The 15,359-nt window shown below is 44.7% G+C and carries 15 protein-coding genes and 1 riboswitch; of the genes, 3 read left to right on the top strand and 12 right to left on the bottom strand.

The window, feature by feature from the left end; all coding sequences use genetic code 11:
- Positions 1-134 precede the first annotated feature (134 nt).
- The 7 genes from IEX81_RS15925 to IEX81_RS15895 form a co-directional block, all read right to left on the bottom strand.
- On the bottom strand, positions 135-1,259 hold the full coding sequence (locus tag IEX81_RS15925; protein WP_188805096.1) for a glycosyl hydrolase family 18 protein: 1,125 nt from the start codon (positions 1,257-1,259) through the stop codon (positions 135-137).
- A 631-nt stretch (positions 1,260-1,890) separates the two neighbouring features.
- Positions 1,891-2,265 (bottom strand): VOC family protein, encoded by a 375-nt coding sequence (locus IEX81_RS15920; protein ID WP_229727656.1) that lies wholly within the window; start codon positions 2,263-2,265, stop codon positions 1,891-1,893.
- Between the two features lie 58 nt (positions 2,266-2,323).
- On the bottom strand, positions 2,324-3,157 hold the full coding sequence (locus tag IEX81_RS15915; RefSeq protein WP_188805094.1) for an alpha/beta fold hydrolase: 834 nt from the start codon (positions 3,155-3,157) through the stop codon (positions 2,324-2,326).
- A gap of 227 nt (positions 3,158-3,384) precedes the next feature.
- Positions 3,385-3,774, bottom strand: coding sequence for a DUF4064 domain-containing protein (locus tag IEX81_RS15910; RefSeq protein ID WP_188805092.1), 390 nt, complete (start codon positions 3,772-3,774; stop codon positions 3,385-3,387).
- Positions 3,775-4,151: 377 nt separating this feature from the next.
- Positions 4,152-5,231, bottom strand: a complete 1,080-nt coding sequence (locus IEX81_RS15905; protein WP_188805090.1) for a DUF5808 domain-containing protein — start codon at positions 5,229-5,231, stop codon at positions 4,152-4,154.
- Complete coding sequence (locus tag IEX81_RS15900) at positions 5,231-5,617, bottom strand: GntR family transcriptional regulator (protein ID WP_188805088.1); 387 nt, start codon at positions 5,615-5,617, stop codon at positions 5,231-5,233. Before IEX81_RS15900 ends, IEX81_RS15905 begins: the two co-directional genes overlap by 1 nt.
- A gap of 715 nt (positions 5,618-6,332) precedes the next feature.
- The gene (locus IEX81_RS15895; RefSeq protein ID WP_188805086.1) at positions 6,333-7,487 is read right to left on the bottom strand and encodes an epoxide hydrolase family protein; all 1,155 of its coding nucleotides are present in this window, start codon (positions 7,485-7,487) and stop codon (positions 6,333-6,335) included.
- A gap of 126 nt (positions 7,488-7,613) precedes the next feature.
- Between IEX81_RS15895 and IEX81_RS15890 the strand changes: the two genes are divergently transcribed.
- Positions 7,614-8,219, top strand: coding sequence for a CGNR zinc finger domain-containing protein (locus tag IEX81_RS15890; RefSeq protein WP_188805084.1), 606 nt, complete (start codon positions 7,614-7,616; stop codon positions 8,217-8,219).
- A 330-nt stretch (positions 8,220-8,549) separates the two neighbouring features.
- Here IEX81_RS15890 and IEX81_RS15885 read toward each other — a convergent pair whose 3' ends face one another.
- From IEX81_RS15885 to IEX81_RS15870, 5 genes are all read right to left on the bottom strand, one after another.
- Complete coding sequence (locus IEX81_RS15885; RefSeq protein WP_188805082.1) at positions 8,550-8,786, bottom strand: hypothetical protein; 237 nt, start codon at positions 8,784-8,786, stop codon at positions 8,550-8,552.
- A 29-nt stretch (positions 8,787-8,815) separates the two neighbouring features.
- On the bottom strand, positions 8,816-10,132 hold the full coding sequence (locus IEX81_RS15880; RefSeq protein ID WP_188805080.1) for an Nramp family divalent metal transporter: 1,317 nt from the start codon (positions 10,130-10,132) through the stop codon (positions 8,816-8,818).
- A gap of 25 nt (positions 10,133-10,157) precedes the next feature.
- Positions 10,158-10,289, bottom strand: coding sequence for a hypothetical protein (locus tag IEX81_RS16745; RefSeq protein ID WP_268239379.1), 132 nt, complete (start codon positions 10,287-10,289; stop codon positions 10,158-10,160).
- An 87-nt stretch (positions 10,290-10,376) separates the two neighbouring features.
- A riboswitch (M-box (ykoK) riboswitch) is annotated at positions 10,377-10,564 on the bottom strand.
- Between the two features lie 677 nt (positions 10,565-11,241).
- Positions 11,242-12,231 carry a 2-hydroxyacid dehydrogenase gene (locus IEX81_RS15875; RefSeq protein WP_188805077.1) on the bottom strand — a complete coding sequence of 330 codons (990 nt, stop codon included), beginning with the start codon at positions 12,229-12,231 and terminating at the stop codon, positions 11,242-11,244.
- 153 nt (positions 12,232-12,384) lie between these two features.
- Positions 12,385-12,879 carry a MarR family winged helix-turn-helix transcriptional regulator gene (locus IEX81_RS15870; protein ID WP_188805101.1) on the bottom strand — a complete coding sequence of 165 codons (495 nt, stop codon included), beginning with the start codon at positions 12,877-12,879 and terminating at the stop codon, positions 12,385-12,387.
- A gap of 240 nt (positions 12,880-13,119) precedes the next feature.
- Here IEX81_RS15870 and IEX81_RS15865 point away from each other — a divergent pair, with 240 nt between their 5' ends.
- On the top strand, positions 13,120-14,796 hold the full coding sequence (locus tag IEX81_RS15865; RefSeq protein WP_188805075.1) for an alpha-keto acid decarboxylase family protein: 1,677 nt from the start codon (positions 13,120-13,122) through the stop codon (positions 14,794-14,796).
- 213 nt (positions 14,797-15,009) lie between these two features.
- Positions 15,010-15,273 (top strand): DUF5316 family protein, encoded by a 264-nt coding sequence (locus IEX81_RS15860; protein WP_188805073.1) that lies wholly within the window; start codon positions 15,010-15,012, stop codon positions 15,271-15,273.
- The last annotated feature ends 86 nt before the right edge of the window (positions 15,274-15,359 follow it).

The raw sequence follows: 15,359 nt of genomic DNA, 5'->3' as shown, positions 1-15,359 counted from the left end.
AAAGATATGGCTAAAAGCGGATACCGTCTAAAGACGGTGGGTTTAGACCCCGCTTTTGTAAGCTAAAACCATCATATTTTCTATCATGGTTTCATTTGTTGTCAGATTTATTATAGCAATCAATGGTGTGAAAATTAACCCAGGTTAGGCAGCTTATTCCAATCATTTGGAGACATTAAATTTAAATTCCAAAATCCGTATCCTGCTAAACGATAGTCGTGAATAAGCTGTAAATAGGTTTGAAGCGACCGTGTGTTGGTCAGCCAGGCCTCATACTGTTTTCCCCCTGCTGTATAGGAAATATAATACGCGCCTGTATTCGGATCCCATTGCCCGCTACGGTGCTCTTTTAACACTAAGTTATTGAGATCTTCACTCGAGACGGCCTGACTCAAAACCGTTCTTCCATTGGCGTTGACCTGCCAGATTCTTGTATAAGAGGGCAATCCTAATAATAATTTTTGAGCGGGTATACCTGTCTTTATGAATTGCTGTACATTATTTCTCAGCCACTGTAAGGATGTAACAGGACCGGGGGTCGGATCCGTTGCCCAATGTTCATCATAACCCATGAAAATAATATAATCACAATATTGTCCCATCATCTTATTAAAGGATGATATGCTGTCCGGCGTCCCCTGTTCAGGCTGCAAATCGACAGATAATGTGATATGGTTCGGTTTTAATGCATTCGACAGCCCTATCATAAAGCCCGTAAAGGCTGTTCTATCTTCTGCGGTAAGATTCTCAATATCCAGATTAATCCCGTCCAGATGATTTTTTTCAGCGTTGTCTCTGATCTCTTGAACGGTTTGTTCCATTTTACCAGGGTTCCCTAAAAACTGTCGGGTTGCTGCGGCGGTTTGTTCATCCATCGTTACACGTCCCCACACCTTTTTGCCTTCATCATGTAGTTTTAATATTAGAGAAGGCGTTGTTTCTATTTTTACAGGATTCAAAGTACTGACCGTCGCAAACAGCGGAGAAACAACCTGGAGATTGTTATAACCCGTTACATTACTATAGTTACCAGTAACCCAACCAAAAGAAAGGGTATGTAAAGGGGGCGGCGCCTGATTGACTTTTGCCGTATGCCGGATCACATTCATCGGCTGGGCAGTACTGACAACATCTCTTCCCGAATGGGAATGGAGGAGAACAATGGCTGAAGGGATACCGATGACGATAGCAGCTATGAAAATACTATAAATGAGGAATAGTTTTGCAAGGCGGTCAGCAAGGACAGGCAAGTTGTTCATGATTCTCCCTCCCAAATAGATCTGCTACTACTCTATGTAAAATCTTTCTTGAATAGACGGGTGGAATCTGAATGTTGAAGCGCTTGATGAGAGACCATAAGTGCTTCCCTTAATGCTGAACGCTGACCATGATCAATAGAATAAGATCAGGCTGTTTTTGAACTTATAGAATTAATGAAATAGGTATAAAACAACCATACCGAGCGAACAAAAAGGGATCTTTTTGAAGGTCGATTTTTTGAGGATACCCCGCATAATTCCGTGATGGTTGATATATTCTCAGAACGGTCGATATAATTTCGCGAAGACCGATATTTTCTCAGGACGGTCGATATTTTTCCGCAAGGCCGATATATTCCCAGACGGTCGATATTTTTCTGCGAAGGCGGGAATATGTTCCCGGTTCGTGCCCCTTGAGGGTTCTACAGATTGTTTAACAGACAATTATCCACAATTCGATATTTTATAGTTTCCTAAACAATAAAAAAAGAAGCATGCCGCACAGCAGCACACCTCATAATAAACAACTCTTTTTAGCCTATCTCTCTATAAGAATGACACGAAGAAGAATCAGCTCAATTATTGCTCTGACCAACTTGATCCATGACATCGTCAAATTGCTTTTCCTTATCTACTCCCATGGAAGGGGGATCAAATAACCATCGGGGTCTTTCAAGGCGAGTTTGCGGGCATTCCACGGGCGATCGACGGGACCTTCTACAACTGCCGCACGAGCTTTAATTGCTCTGTCTGAAAAGAAATCAAGATTCTCTACTGTGAAGTTAAGGACAACGCCTTTACCATTAATCTCCTTCTCTTTCTGTTCTGACACCAGCATGATATCCGGATACTTTTCACCCTGAATATGGGCCATTACCGTTTTGCCATTCTGGTCCGGCAGCTCAAACAGTGGTTCAAAATCAAGAACGCCTTTGTACCAGCTAAGCGATCGGTCCATGTGATGAACTGAAAGTTTGACAAACATAGGCATCGGATAAAATTCCATTTTACTCATCCCTTCGATCCAAGATAAGTAAACTATAGACGATGACACAACGTCAGGGTCAAACAAGTTTTGCGCTTTTTTCAGAGGCTTCAACTCGGTCCAGCCATTCATTGATTAATGAGTCAAATAACTTTGACTGCTCGATCTGCAGATTGTGCCCGGCCTGATCCAAAATCGCAAATGTTCCTCTCGGGTATTTATTAATTATTTTAAGGGCATCTTTATAGCCAACGGTAGCGTCCTGTCGTCCCAGGAGAAACAAACTGGGCTTAACAAAATCCGACGGATCAACTTCAAACGAAAAACCATAGTTCTTCTTAACCTTCGCTAAAAATGGGCCGTCGGCTATTTTGCAGCCGGATAGAATTTCTTCTTTGTATCGCTGCCAATTATACTCATCAAGGACAATTTGATTGCTGCTGAAGTCTTCGCGTTCTTCCTTAGTTAATCTTGCCAAAAATTCATTATCTGTACGTAAAACCTTATGCTTTTCAACAGCCCTGTCTTTTTGTTGAGGGATAATGACCGGGCAAATGAAGGCCGCTCCCATGATTCGTTCTTTTTGATTCTCAATGACGCCTCTTGCCAAATAGCCGCCATAAGATTCTCCGGCGATCAGATATTTCTGGCCGGGAAGCAAAGTTTCAATAAAATCAAGGACAGCATTCAGCATTTCATCGGAACTGCTTATTTCCGTGTAGTTTTTCGTCAACCCCATTCCGGGAAGATCCATATAAATACGACGCCATCCATCCCTCTGTTTAAAAATGGGTTCCATACAGCCGCTCATCAATCGATGGTCGGGTGTATAGCCGTGGATCATCAGAATAGGCGTCCCTTTTCCAACATCCTCAAAGTAGATCTTCGCCTGCCTGACTTTACAATAGGGCAAACTTATTCCTCCTATCCAAAAGTGAAAATACATTCGCATATTTCTCGCTTAGTAGTGTAACTCAAAGTTTCAAACCTGTCTCGAAAAAGCAAAACAATAACTTTGTAAAATGATCATTAACACAAAATTTTTAATAATGTGCCTGACATTTCGTTCATCATAAAAAACGGGCCATGATCAGTTTTGCATCATGGACCTTCAGAGTGATTCAATTTATCTCAACAAACTTATTCAAACATCGGTTTTCTGACTAGAGCCATGATTCCGGCGATGATGTAAAGAATTCCGGGGATAATCTCTATCAAACTGACTACGCCAGCAAGGATCAGCAGCCAGCCGGCCAATTTTGGTTTATCACTGTTTCGCTTGAGAAGAATTAAGGCAATAACAGCCAGCAGAATGCTGACGATGGATAAGGTAATAAGAAGCGTCCCAATTGTATTCAGCAATTGAATAACACTATTAATATCCTGCGCAGTCAAGTGAGTGCCCGCTGCGCTGAGCTGCTGTCTTAACACAGACGGATCTGCCGAAACAGACCGCACTCCGGACACGATCAAAAAGAGATTAATAGCGCCCGCAATAATGGATAATACAAATTCACCAGTTCTCTTCATGATAAAGTTCCCCCTAGGATTCTTCGATAAATTATTTAGAGTGACGGCATCTTTCCTGCCGATACATCCCTGTTAAACCATTATTTGGAAATAATAATAGGCTTTGTTAAAGTTCCATGTTGATTTTGCTGCTTTATTGATTGTGCGGAATGTGCGCGGGCTCCTGTGGGAATAGCGAGCCAAGCGAGACCCCTGAGCGAGGAGACTCACGGCTCGCCCACGGAAAGCGAGCGCATGGAGCAAAAAGCAACTGACATATTTAACAGAGCCTAATAATAAAAAGTGCAGAAACAACCGTATATTGGGCAATCTCTTAATCGGTTTACAGTCAGGAATAGGCATCCGTTAGCAATAATAAAGACTGCCATTAGATTTGTTTACTTTACATGAGCTGAAAAGACGGTAATGAATACGATTAATACGATTGTTCCCGCTATTAAAATCCATGCAGCCGGGCGAGCGCAATTGACTGTATATCCTATTCCCACACGTTTTTCTACAAAGATCGACGGGTCGGACGGGTTAAAGTAGACTATCCCAAGCAGCCATTTTCTATCATCGTCAAGAATCGGACCTGACGGTTTCTTAAGCCGTACAAACCGGAAGTAAAATAAAACAATGAAACCAAACATCACCAACTCGGCGATACTCATGACCGTAAACCATAGCGGAGCGACCGGCGTGATAAAACCGATTTCGGTAATCAGAAAATTTAACTCCAATAAAACACCCACACTGAGCATCATGACCACCATTACTTTTCGAAAACGATAAGAGTCAGGAGCGGCATCGGGATTGCCGCGAACCGATGCGGGAGCGCGACGTGTAAAGAAACAGCTGACAAAAATGATGGCGCTAAGTACAGCTTCGATAATTACCGGGGTCATGATTGTCAGTAAGGATTTATGAGACCAGCCGTTCACTGCAGTAAAACTGTAATGGGTCGGAATTTTATCCGGCATCATACTGTAGCCGAGCAGCGCGACTGCAAGCGACGCCAGAAATACAGGAAGCAATAGCAGCAGCCACCAGCCCGGCACAACTGTCTCTTTCTCGTTTATATCCGTCTCGATAATTACTTTATTAGAGACAAGACGGGCGTCCCGATCAATCTTATTCTTGAACCTGCGGGTTCGGCGGTTTGCCGCGATAAAAACCAGCGTTTCAACAAGAATCAGAGCAAAGACGGAAAGGTTGGACGTCAGGGCTCCGGCCCCTCTCGCGGGCAGGACCTGAATAAAATAAATGAAAAATCCCAGGCAGACTAAAAGAGCTCCACTAATCGCTTCCCACAAATAACGCTTCCGTATTCTCTTTGCCTTTTCGTCCCTCCAAATGCTGTCGTCACCGAAAACAACACCGAACAACACGTTTTTTCTTGAAAACCACGGCTGAATCACAAAAAGACTTGCAATCACAAGATTGGCTGCCACAAATGTGACAATACCTCCGTTCATTAAGTATTGCCTCCTAATTCGTTATAAAGATTGTCAATCATTTTATGAATAACCGCCCTGTCAACCTCACGTGTCACGGCTTCAGAAACCATATTGCGCAGCGATTCTCCCGTTGTCTCAAGAAACTGCGCCGTATTTTTTGCCGCGTTCCCAGCGTGGATGAACGTCCCCCGGTTGCGCCGGATTTCAATAAAGCCTTCACTTTGAAGCAGTTTGTAGGCCTTATTGACAGTATGAAGATTCACTCCGATTTCGGATCCTAAGGTGCGAACGGATGGAAGCGGATCGCCGTCCCGGAGTGAACCCATGGCAATGCCGGCAACAACGCCATTGCGTATTTGCATGTAAATCGGTTCTTCAGAATCAAAATCAATGGTGAGAAGCATTTGAATCTGCCTTTCCGTTCTATCTGTTATATATTATCTATAACACAATACAAAATTGCAAGCTTTTCTTGATATTATTTGAACATCAGAAGATTTGCCTTGTATTTGGCATCTCCATCTCGAATTTACGAACTCTTGGAGGCTATGTGGATATCAACCGTATTCATCTTGCAGCGTCCGGCAGTACTAAAACGGAACATGAGCCAAATGAACAAATCGATTGAGCTTTTTGATAAAGTAACCCGCCATCATTCCTGAAAATCTTAAGACATGCGAAAAATAACACGAACCGAAAGAAATGATGAGCAATTCCTTCACTTTTTGCTTACAAAGCGAGAATCGCGGCCTTGAATGAGGGAAATCAAGAAGTGGCATGAGACGATTACAGGCACGGATCATGAAGATGTGTCGGTATACATTGTAAATTCACCTTAAAAAAACAGTCAAAATCTCTTTAATGAGGAAAGTGAAAATTTACAGATTCAGCAATTCCAATCCGTTTTTTTACGCACTTGAGATGATTTTCTTTTACTGATTATCTCGTTAGATCAAGATAACCGCGGTTCGTATGAATACGCAGCACATCGAAGAAAAATATCAGGCCTTTCCGTAAACTTTATCACCCTTCAAAGGAATATATCGCCCGTCTTCAAATTTATCACCCTTCAGAAGAGTTGATTACGAATTCACACCGCGGTTCGGCTATATGCATGAGTTAAGTCGGGTCACGCAGCGGGCGAAAAAAAGCGCGAATCTCCTCGGCGAGCAGTTCAGGCTCTTCAAAAGCGGCAAAATGGCCTCCTCTCGGCAGTTCGGTCCATCGCCGCACGTTGTATGTGCGTTCCGCCCACTCGCGCGGTGCACGATTTACAGGTTCCACTGTTAATGTTACTCCGGTCGGCACCTCAACGCGCTGCAGCATTTGAGCGGATTTCTCATAATGCCGGTGGTCGTAGTACAGACGGATGGAAGAATTAATGGTTTCGGTCACCCAATAGATGGTTAAATTGGTTAACAGCTCATCCTTGCTAAACCGCCGTTCTATATTGCCATCGCAGTCGCTCCAGGACCTGAATTTCTCGATAATCCAGGCTGCAAGGCCGGCGGGCGAATCATTGAGACCATAAGCAAGCGTCTGCGGCCGGGTCGACTGCTGGTGCTCATAGGCCCCCTCCTCCTGTTCCCATAGCCTGACTTTAGAGACATACGTCTGTTCCGCCTGCGTCAGGGGCGCAGTTCCTTGACCAAGAGACGGGCTGCCGACGGCCAAAATGTGAATTCCCGTTAAATGCTCCGAATGGAAGCGTCCGAGGCTGGTGGCAACGCCAGCGCCAATGTCTCCTCCATGAGCTCCGAACCGCCGATACCCCAATACATCGACCATCAGTTTTGTCCAGATGTCCGCTATAACTTCCAGCGTCATCTTCTGCTCCATGGGGCGCTCTGAAAACCCATACCCGGGGAGTGACGGCACGACGACATCAAAAGCATCTTTTGCATCGCCTCCATATGAAGCCGGATCGGACAATAAAGGAATGATTTTTGTCATTTCAAAAAAAGAACTCGGCCATCCATGAGTAAGAATCAGAGGCATAGGCTTGGGGCCCCGGCCGCGCTCGTGTATAAAGTGAATCGTTACCCCTCCAACGTCCGCGCGAAATTGTGGGAATTCATTCAGGCGTTTTTCCTGTTCGCGCCAGTCGAAGCCTCTGCTCCAGTACGAAATGATTTGCTTCAAGTACTCCATATTGGTCCCATAATTCCAACCCGCCCCTGACGCAGCGTCAGGCCACCTCGTCTGTTCCAGCCGCGTCCGCAAATCATCGAGAACGTGCTGACTGACATGAATTTGAAAAGGTTTTACCAACATTGTTTTCCCTCCTTGACCCTTTCTTCGTAACCTTCTAAAATATATTTTAATGATTTTATTATAAAAAGAGGACGCGTAACCTGTCAATTTTGAGTTTAGCGGTTTCACATAAAGGAGTAAGCGACAATGTCTGAAAAAACATTTGAATTTGTTGCCGGCACAAAGTGCCTGGATCTGGCTAATACCATAGGCGGTGCGCGCGGTCAGGCAAATGCCTCGGAGTATCTTAACAGCTATCAGGACTTGCTGAATTGGGGATATCAAGCAGGGATGTTAAGTAAAAAACAGATTGTTTATCTGGAACTTAAATCGAAAGAATATAAAATTGAGGCGAATAAGGTTCTGGATCGGGCCAGGAGACTAAGAGAAGCGATTTATCAGATTTTCTCAGCCATCGCCTCTCAGAAAACACCATCAGACCCTGATCTTGCGGTGATTAATCTCGAACTTGCCCGCGGTCTTCACCAATCACGTATTATTTCAACACCATCGGGTTATATTTGGGGATGGGAAGAACCGGCCCGCCTCGACTCGATTATTGCTCCCGCAGTCCGTTCAGCCGCCGACCTGCTCACCTCTGCTGCTCTGTCCCATGTCAGAGAATGCGCCAGTCCCTCCTGTAGCTGGCTTTTTATCGATGAATCCAAAAACCACAGCCGGCGCTGGTGCAGCATGAAAACTTGCGGCAATACGAACAAGATCAGACGCTTTCGCTCGCGTCATTTCCAATGATGGACAGCGAGGCAACGGCACACCTTCTTATTTTACGTTGTATCATTGTCTAATCGCCTGCTTTTTTTGCTTCTCCTTCAAGTTAAGGCAAACCGTCCTGTATAGGACATCTGCCAAATAGCGAGGAGAATTTTCCTCAGCAAAAAAGCTGTCCCATCAGTCGATCTTTCGACTATGGAACAGCCTTTTCTCTATCCAAATCCTTGTATAACTTTTTAAAATTTCAATTTTGGCTTCAATAATACCCTTTTTGAGACAGTTGCATCAATGCCCTCGCAAATTCAGAACAAAATGGATGCTGTCCGCGTTGCGCGTACATTCCCGATTAGCTTAATGGAATGCTCCAGACATTTCCAGAACACGATAAAATGCGAGAATAATCATGCCGATCAGATAAAAACGCAGTGTAACCAGTGAAAACTTTACACTTCTCGTCATTTTCATCTTTCCAAGATCGTCGGGATTCAGCTTTTTTTCCGGTTTATCAAATAAAGGATGTACGACATAAAATTCTTTCTTATAGTCGTCTCCAATTCCAGCATGCATGGTACCATTCATCATTTTCATTTTAATGACCCCCTATTCAAAAAACATATTTAAGAAAACAGACCAGGCAGCATAACCTGTACCGCCAAAATTGCTGAAAGAATAAATAAAATCGTGATGATGACCCAGTTTATCGCATTGTTCCACGGTTTATTAGAAAATTTTTCCCCGAGCAGTTCTTTATCATTTAAAAGCAATTGCAGGAACACGATGGCCGATGGCAGCATCAAACCGGCCAGCACCTGAACTCCGACAATAATCAATTGTAATGGTGCGTTGGGAATTAACACAATAGCAGCGGCAAAGAGAATAGCGCCAACAAAGAAGCAATAAAACTGCGGCGCCTCTTTAAACTTCTTACGCAGCGTGTGTTCCCAGCCCATGACTTCCCCGTAGGCCCATGAACTTGACAGGGAAATGGCCATCGTTCCAAGTACAGCCGCATTGCACATCAGTAAAAGAACAGCGTTTTTGGCAAAACTCCCAAGAATGGGCCCGAGAATGCCTGCCATCTGTGCAGGATCTTCATAGCTAATGCCTTTCTGAAAAAGCACATTTCCTACCAGCATCATGCTGCCCGCAACGATGACAGTAAATACAGCCCCGATCAGTGTATCGAATCGCTCAAACGGCAGATCCTTAAAACGCAGCTTTTTGTCCGCAATGCAACTTTGCTGAAAAAATAATTGCCATGGCGCCACGGTCGTTCCAACGATCGCAATAATCATAAAGAATAAATTGGTCGTCAGGCCCCCTCTTGGCATACCGGGAATCACCGTATCATGTGCCACTTGGACAATGCCGGCATGCGACATGAAGGCCAGCACCAGCCAGACTGCATCCAGCAGACAAAGCACGACAGTTACTCGTTCCCATCTCAGATATCCTCCTGAAACGACCAGAAAAATCAACCCGATCGCTGAAACAGGAACCGAGAGGTAGGGGGAAATACCCATCTTACTTAAAGCCAAGGATATCGCAGCAAATTCAGTAATGAGTGTCAGAAAGTTGACCAGTTCCAGATCGAACAACGAAAACCTTCCCCACCATTTTCCGAAACGCTTGTAGATCATGGCCGCATGCCCTTCACCTGTTGCAATACCCAGTCTTACAACCATCTCCTGGCAAAAGTACGTGACCGGCAGAAGAATAAGCAGTATCCAAAGCAACTTCGTTCCATATTGAGCGCCCGCCTGAGTGTAAGTGGACACCGCTCCGGCATCATTGTCCGCTTCCATCACGATAAGCCCCGGTCCGAATACCATTAAAAAGGTGAGAATGCGCCTTAACACCGGGCTCTTGACGACCCGCGTTTTTGTTAGTTTATCCTCGTTTACATGAATTCCATTTTTCATCTCCGCTTCCATAATCATTCACCTCATTACTCATCTATCACACATCCGCTTTTTTATTTAAGGTAATTTTTTTATCCAAACAGAACAAAGAACAGCAATTGGCCATGGTACCGGTATGAGTTTGCTTCACAGACAGTTTACAATGACTACCACCAGGGACATCATCCATGCCCAATCACCTCCTTAAAATCAAAAAATCTCTTCACAACAAAGTGAAGAGATTTTCAAAACGTTCAAAATCGCATCAGAAAAAATGCACTCTCCCCACTCGTTGAGTTTTAGCACTGTAAAGCTTTGAGCATAAGCACCCGCATTTCTGCGAGTGTAGTCAGCTACATTAAGTAAAACCTTAGTCCGGCAGTACCTGCTGACCCATTGGCGTCTCTCGACATTTTTGGGCAGTAGCGTGTATCTTTACAGTAGCCTCACCTAACAAGGATATTAAGTTGTTTCTTGAAAATAATTATTAACTGAAATTGAGTTTAATATCTTATTTCCATAGTTTATTCTATGCTTCGATTATTGTGATGTCAACGTTTTTTCAACAAAAATATTCACTAAACTATTTTCATACCGTGGTACTTCAAAATTGAAAATAAATGATAAAACGGATCAGTTGCAACGCAAAAAACTGCATAAAAATGCCTCGATGTGGAAACCCGGTTTGAGACCGTTACGCTCATACCGGGTTTCCTTTTATTTGCGGTTTGCGAAGATGCATCCCCGTCTTGTAGGAAGCTCGATAGTTCATTATCTGATTCAGAACAACCAGCGATTCGACAATCAACCGTTGGCTGTTTTTTTGATATCCTGTAGATAAATCTTGAATCATACTAATTCGAAAACGGCCTGCAGAACTTGCGATGCGGCCGACAGAGCACTGAAGATTTGGCCGGGTGAGCATCCGATTTCGCCGATAGTGCACCGATTTCGGCCGGTAGGGGGCCCCATTTGGCCAGAGCTCCGATTTCGACCGATAAAACGCCGGAATGCCCTGCCGAACAATGCGCTTGTTCAGGCGCTCAGCCTTTTTCGTTAAGGATTATCCTTTTTCCCCGATGGTTACATCCGCCCGACCTTCGCTCCTCTAGTTCGTACACTTTTCATTTTCTGGCCTAAAATTACAATCCATTCACGATATTTTCCGGCCTCTTGCCTTCACCAACACGCCTTATATTTGCCCAAACGAATTTGTGCATCTGTTTAACGGCCTGTTCCGTTACTCCGCCGATATGAGGGGAAAACGTTATCTTCGCGGAGATTTCCTCCGGCAGCTGCAGCAGCACGTTATCGGGCTTTACGGGTTCCGGCGAAATCGTATCCAGGCCCGCCCCGGCAATCAGCCCTTCTTTTAGAGCAATGATTAGATCGTTCTGATTGACCACTTCCCCGCGCGCTGTATTGATCAGCACAGAGGATTTCTTCATCAAACGAAAGCGGCTCAGATTCATAAAATTTTTCGTTTCCGTACTCGAGGGCAGGTGGAGACTGATAATATCACATTTGCTTAAAAGTTCATTGGGCGGCAAATAGTCGACTTGCAGTTCATGCTCCAGATTTTCCGGAAGCCGATGTCTGCTGTAATAACTGACTTTTGATTCAAATCCTTTGAGCCGTTTTGCCGTTTCCTGCCCAATGGCGCCCATGCCGATAATGCCGACATGACAATTCCATAGCTCTCTGATCCCCTCAAGGCTCCAGTTGCTTTTGGCCTCGATCTGCCTCGCTTCCCGCACCATTCTGTCACCTTCCACGGTCCGGCGCAGTACCGCCAGCATGAGCAGAACTGCCTGTTCCGCAACGGCTTTGCTGTTCGCTGCGGCATTGTTGCAGACGAAAACACCCTTCTCTTTTGCAGCGCGCACGTCAATCCAATCATAACCAACGCCTTCAGAGTGGATCATTTTCAAATGAGGCATCGCGTCGATTAATTCCTTTCTGACAGGCTGCATCGCATCGGCAAGAATAACGTCGGCATCGCCGCCCATTTCTATCAGCTTTTGCGTATCCGTTTCAAAATCTGCAAAAATCAATTTCCAGGACTTTGGTATCACCGAAAAATCGGAAAACCTTTCTATTCGTTCTTTTAATGTCATCAGCAGGATTTTCATACCCGTTTTCCTTCCATACGCTAGTTTAATTGAAAAAATATGTAGCACAACACCTTTGTGTATTTGGCAGACTTCATCAATTCAAGCCGAAGTAACCGTTATTTTCAATCCAGTTTCCGGCCCTAGCAAAATAATCAATAAAATCAATAAATATTATCGACCAATTTTATTAACTTTCCGCTTTTCTCTAAATAAAGCCTTCAGCTGATTGCGTCCCGGCCGCATTTTTGACAGCTCTTCCATCACGTCTGTCCAGGCTTCCTGATGGTCTCCCCCCAAAGATGAAAAAATTTCTTTCATTTGTTCCCTCTGCACCTTGCTTAGTTCCTGTTCCAGCTGGTGCCCTTTTTCTGTAAGAAACAGCTGTTTGTATCGCTTGTCGAATTTTGCCTGCTCCGCTTCAATGAATCCTTTTTCGTACAGCTGTCTTAAAGGCATGTTCATCGCCTGTTTCGACACTTCCAAAACTGTAAACAACTCGTTAACCGTAATGCCTGGAACACGCGCGATAAAAAACAGAATACGGTGGTGTACCCTCTGTATACCATACCTTTCAATCATCTGATCCGGTTTTTCGGTGAATGTTCGGTAAGCAAAATAAAATAACATTAATACCTCATTAAGTTTCTGTTCTTCATCATTCAAAATGTTTAGACTCCTTTCACTTCGGAATAGTAGTATACCATAAAGTCACCATTTCTTCCTTACGATTTCACAATGACAAGAAAACTAGATGTCCTATTAGGTCAAGTGCATTGACCTAAATGTTTTTTTGATTTACACTGGTTTTATAGGTCAAGAATGTTGACCTATACGATTGGGTCAAATATTGGCTAGTGTCCATCCTGATCCAAACGAAAATTTTGCAAAGCGGGGCGGATACAAAAGATGAGCGGCAATTATACAATTGGGCGTTATCTCATTGATCGGCTGGCGGAACTTGGTATCCGGGACATTTTCGGTGTACCGGGCGACTACAATTTATCTTTTCTTGATGAAATTATGGAACACCCTTCTCTCGAGTGGGTTGGAAATTGCAATGAGCTGAACGCGGCCTATGCCGCGGACGGCTATGCACGCATACACGGCATCTCGGCACTCGTAACGACATTCGGGGTCGGTGAGCTGAGTGCCATAAACGGGATTGCCGGTTCTTATGCGGAACAAGTTCCCGTGATAAAGATTACGGGCTCCCCTTCAACTAAGGTAGCCCGTGAAGGACGAATCGTTCACCACACACTCGGCGACGGTGAATTCAATCATTTTTCACGGATGTATCAGGAAGTCACTGTCGCGCAGACGACGCTGACGGCGTCAAACGCCACCCGAGAAATCGATCGTGTCTTAAAAGCATGCTGGATCCAAAAACGTCCGGTGTATATCAATGTACCGGTTGATATTCATTCACAGCCGGCCACGCCGCCCGCGGAACCTTTATTAAAAGAAGAGGCAAAGATACGCTCAGAGCGTCTTCAACAAATGCTGGAGTCACTTGTACCGGTCATTGAACAGGCAAAATCACCTGTGATTCTCGCAGACTTTCTAGTATACCGGTATCACGCTGAAGAAGAACTCAAGCGTTTCGCCGAAAAAGTGGGATTTCCAGTGGCCACGCTGAGTATGGGAAAAGGGGCTTTTAATGAAGAACATCCGCAGTTCATCGGCGTGTACAGCGGAAAAACAAGCGCACCTTATTTAAAAAAGCGGATCGATGAATCGGATTGTATCCTCAGTATCGGTGTCCAGTTAACCGATTCGATTACGGGCGGATTCTCTCAAGGCTTCAGCGGCGACACAGTCATTCACATCAATCCAGTCGACGTTGTCTATCACGATCAGCGTTTTCAGGATGTTGGGATGAAAGAGACGCTGAATCAACTGGCGGATTCCCTCTCCGCACGCGATAAGAGCACACTGGCAATTACGCCCGTCACCGAACAGGATGCGAACCCATCTGCATTTTATGTCGAAACCGATCAGCCGCTTATTCAGAAACGCTTCTGGGACATGATGCAGCTTTTTATTCAGAAAAACGATATCGTCATCGCCGACCAGGGAACTTCCTTTTTCGGTTCTGAGACGGTTCCGTTGAAAGAGCATGTCACCTTTGTCGGCCAGCCGTTATGGGGATCGATTGGTTATACACTCCCTGCCTTACTGGGTACGCAGCTTGCCGACCGGACAAGACGCAACATCCTGCTGATCGGCGACGGAGCCTTCCAGTTGACATTCCAGGAGATCTCAACGATGATCCGTCAGAAGATCAACCCGATTATTTTTGTCATTAATAATGACGGGTATACGGTCGAACGGTCCATTCACGGTCCGGAACAAGCCTATAACGACATTCAGATGTGGAAATACGCAGAGATACCCGCTGTTCTTGGTGCAAATGAAAACGTGAAAAGCTATAAGGCAACCACTGAAGGCGAGCTTGAGGATGCGCTTAAGGATATGATTGCTCATCCGGAATCTTTAAGATTCGTCGAAGTGGTTATGGGTAAAATGGATATGCCTGAACTTTTATCCGAATTAGGTAAAGTGTTTGCCGCACAGAATGACTAAGTCTCACTTAATCTGAAAGAGTTCTGACCCCCGGTTTGCCGAGTCGGCATCGCCGGGGATTTCTTTTTCGTACAAAGGTCCGGCCCTGCGCAACCTCAATAGCTCCCCCTGGTATATCTGTTTTTTTTTTAATTTCGTTATTCTTTAAGTGTGGGAAATTCACAGTGCCTTTGTTTCTACCATGGAACAATCCTTAATCGGGAGATGATATGGATGAAGAAAAGAACATTTTTCTTAGCCGGTGTCCTTCTTGCATTGCTCTTTTTCTTCATCGGAGGACTTGTTAAAAGTCATTTAATTCTGACAAACATCTCAGGATCCATTGCATTGATATGCTTTCTAATATCGGGTGCATCAACAGGCACCTTTATCAGCAGCGATCGAATCAGGGCAAACTTGGGGGCGGAGGACAGAGATGAGCGGCGAGAAAGGATCAACCTGGCGATAAAAACAACTTTTTTGGTGCTCCCCTTTTAGCGGCAGCAATCGACCTTTACCGTATTTTTTTCTGAAACGATCTTAGCTTATTCTTTAAAGCGATTCGCGTGCAGCTACTAGCCTTA

Origin of the sequence: Sporolactobacillus putidus, assembly GCF_014647035.1 — a bacterium.
Taxonomy (GTDB): domain Bacteria; phylum Bacillota; class Bacilli; order Bacillales; family Sporolactobacillaceae; genus Sporolactobacillus; species Sporolactobacillus putidus.
Note: the sequence above shows the minus strand (reverse complement) of the source record. Positions and strands in the feature narration are given on the sequence as shown.

Coding starts and splice junctions, on each gene's coding strand:
- IEX81_RS15925 (WP_188805096.1), bottom strand. CDS start 1,259: ATGAACAACTTGCCTGTCCTTGCTGACCGCCTTGCAAAACTATTCCTC.
- IEX81_RS15920 (WP_229727656.1), bottom strand. CDS start 2,265: ATGGAATTTTATCCGATGCCTATGTTTGTCAAACTTTCAGTTCATCAC.
- IEX81_RS15905 (WP_188805090.1), bottom strand. CDS start 5,231: ATGAACGGAGGTATTGTCACATTTGTGGCAGCCAATCTTGTGATTGCA.
- IEX81_RS15880 (WP_188805080.1), bottom strand. CDS start 10,132: ATGGAAGCGGAGATGAAAAATGGAATTCATGTAAACGAGGATAAACTA.
- IEX81_RS15890 (WP_188805084.1), top strand. CDS start 7,614: ATGTCTGAAAAAACATTTGAATTTGTTGCCGGCACAAAGTGCCTGGAT.
- IEX81_RS15885 (WP_188805082.1), bottom strand. CDS start 8,786: ATGAAAATGATGAATGGTACCATGCATGCTGGAATTGGAGACGACTAT.
- IEX81_RS15875 (WP_188805077.1), bottom strand. CDS start 12,231: ATGAAAATCCTGCTGATGACATTAAAAGAACGAATAGAAAGGTTTTCC.
- IEX81_RS15860 (WP_188805073.1), top strand. CDS start 15,010: ATGAAGAAAAGAACATTTTTCTTAGCCGGTGTCCTTCTTGCATTGCTC.
- IEX81_RS15910 (WP_188805092.1), bottom strand. CDS start 3,774: ATGAAGAGAACTGGTGAATTTGTATTATCCATTATTGCGGGCGCTATT.
- IEX81_RS15895 (WP_188805086.1), bottom strand. CDS start 7,487: ATGTTGGTAAAACCTTTTCAAATTCATGTCAGTCAGCACGTTCTCGAT.
- IEX81_RS15865 (WP_188805075.1), top strand. CDS start 13,120: ATGAGCGGCAATTATACAATTGGGCGTTATCTCATTGATCGGCTGGCG.
- IEX81_RS16745 (WP_268239379.1), bottom strand. CDS start 10,289: ATGGATGATGTCCCTGGTGGTAGTCATTGTAAACTGTCTGTGAAGCAA.
- IEX81_RS15900 (WP_188805088.1), bottom strand. CDS start 5,617: ATGCTTCTCACCATTGATTTTGATTCTGAAGAACCGATTTACATGCAA.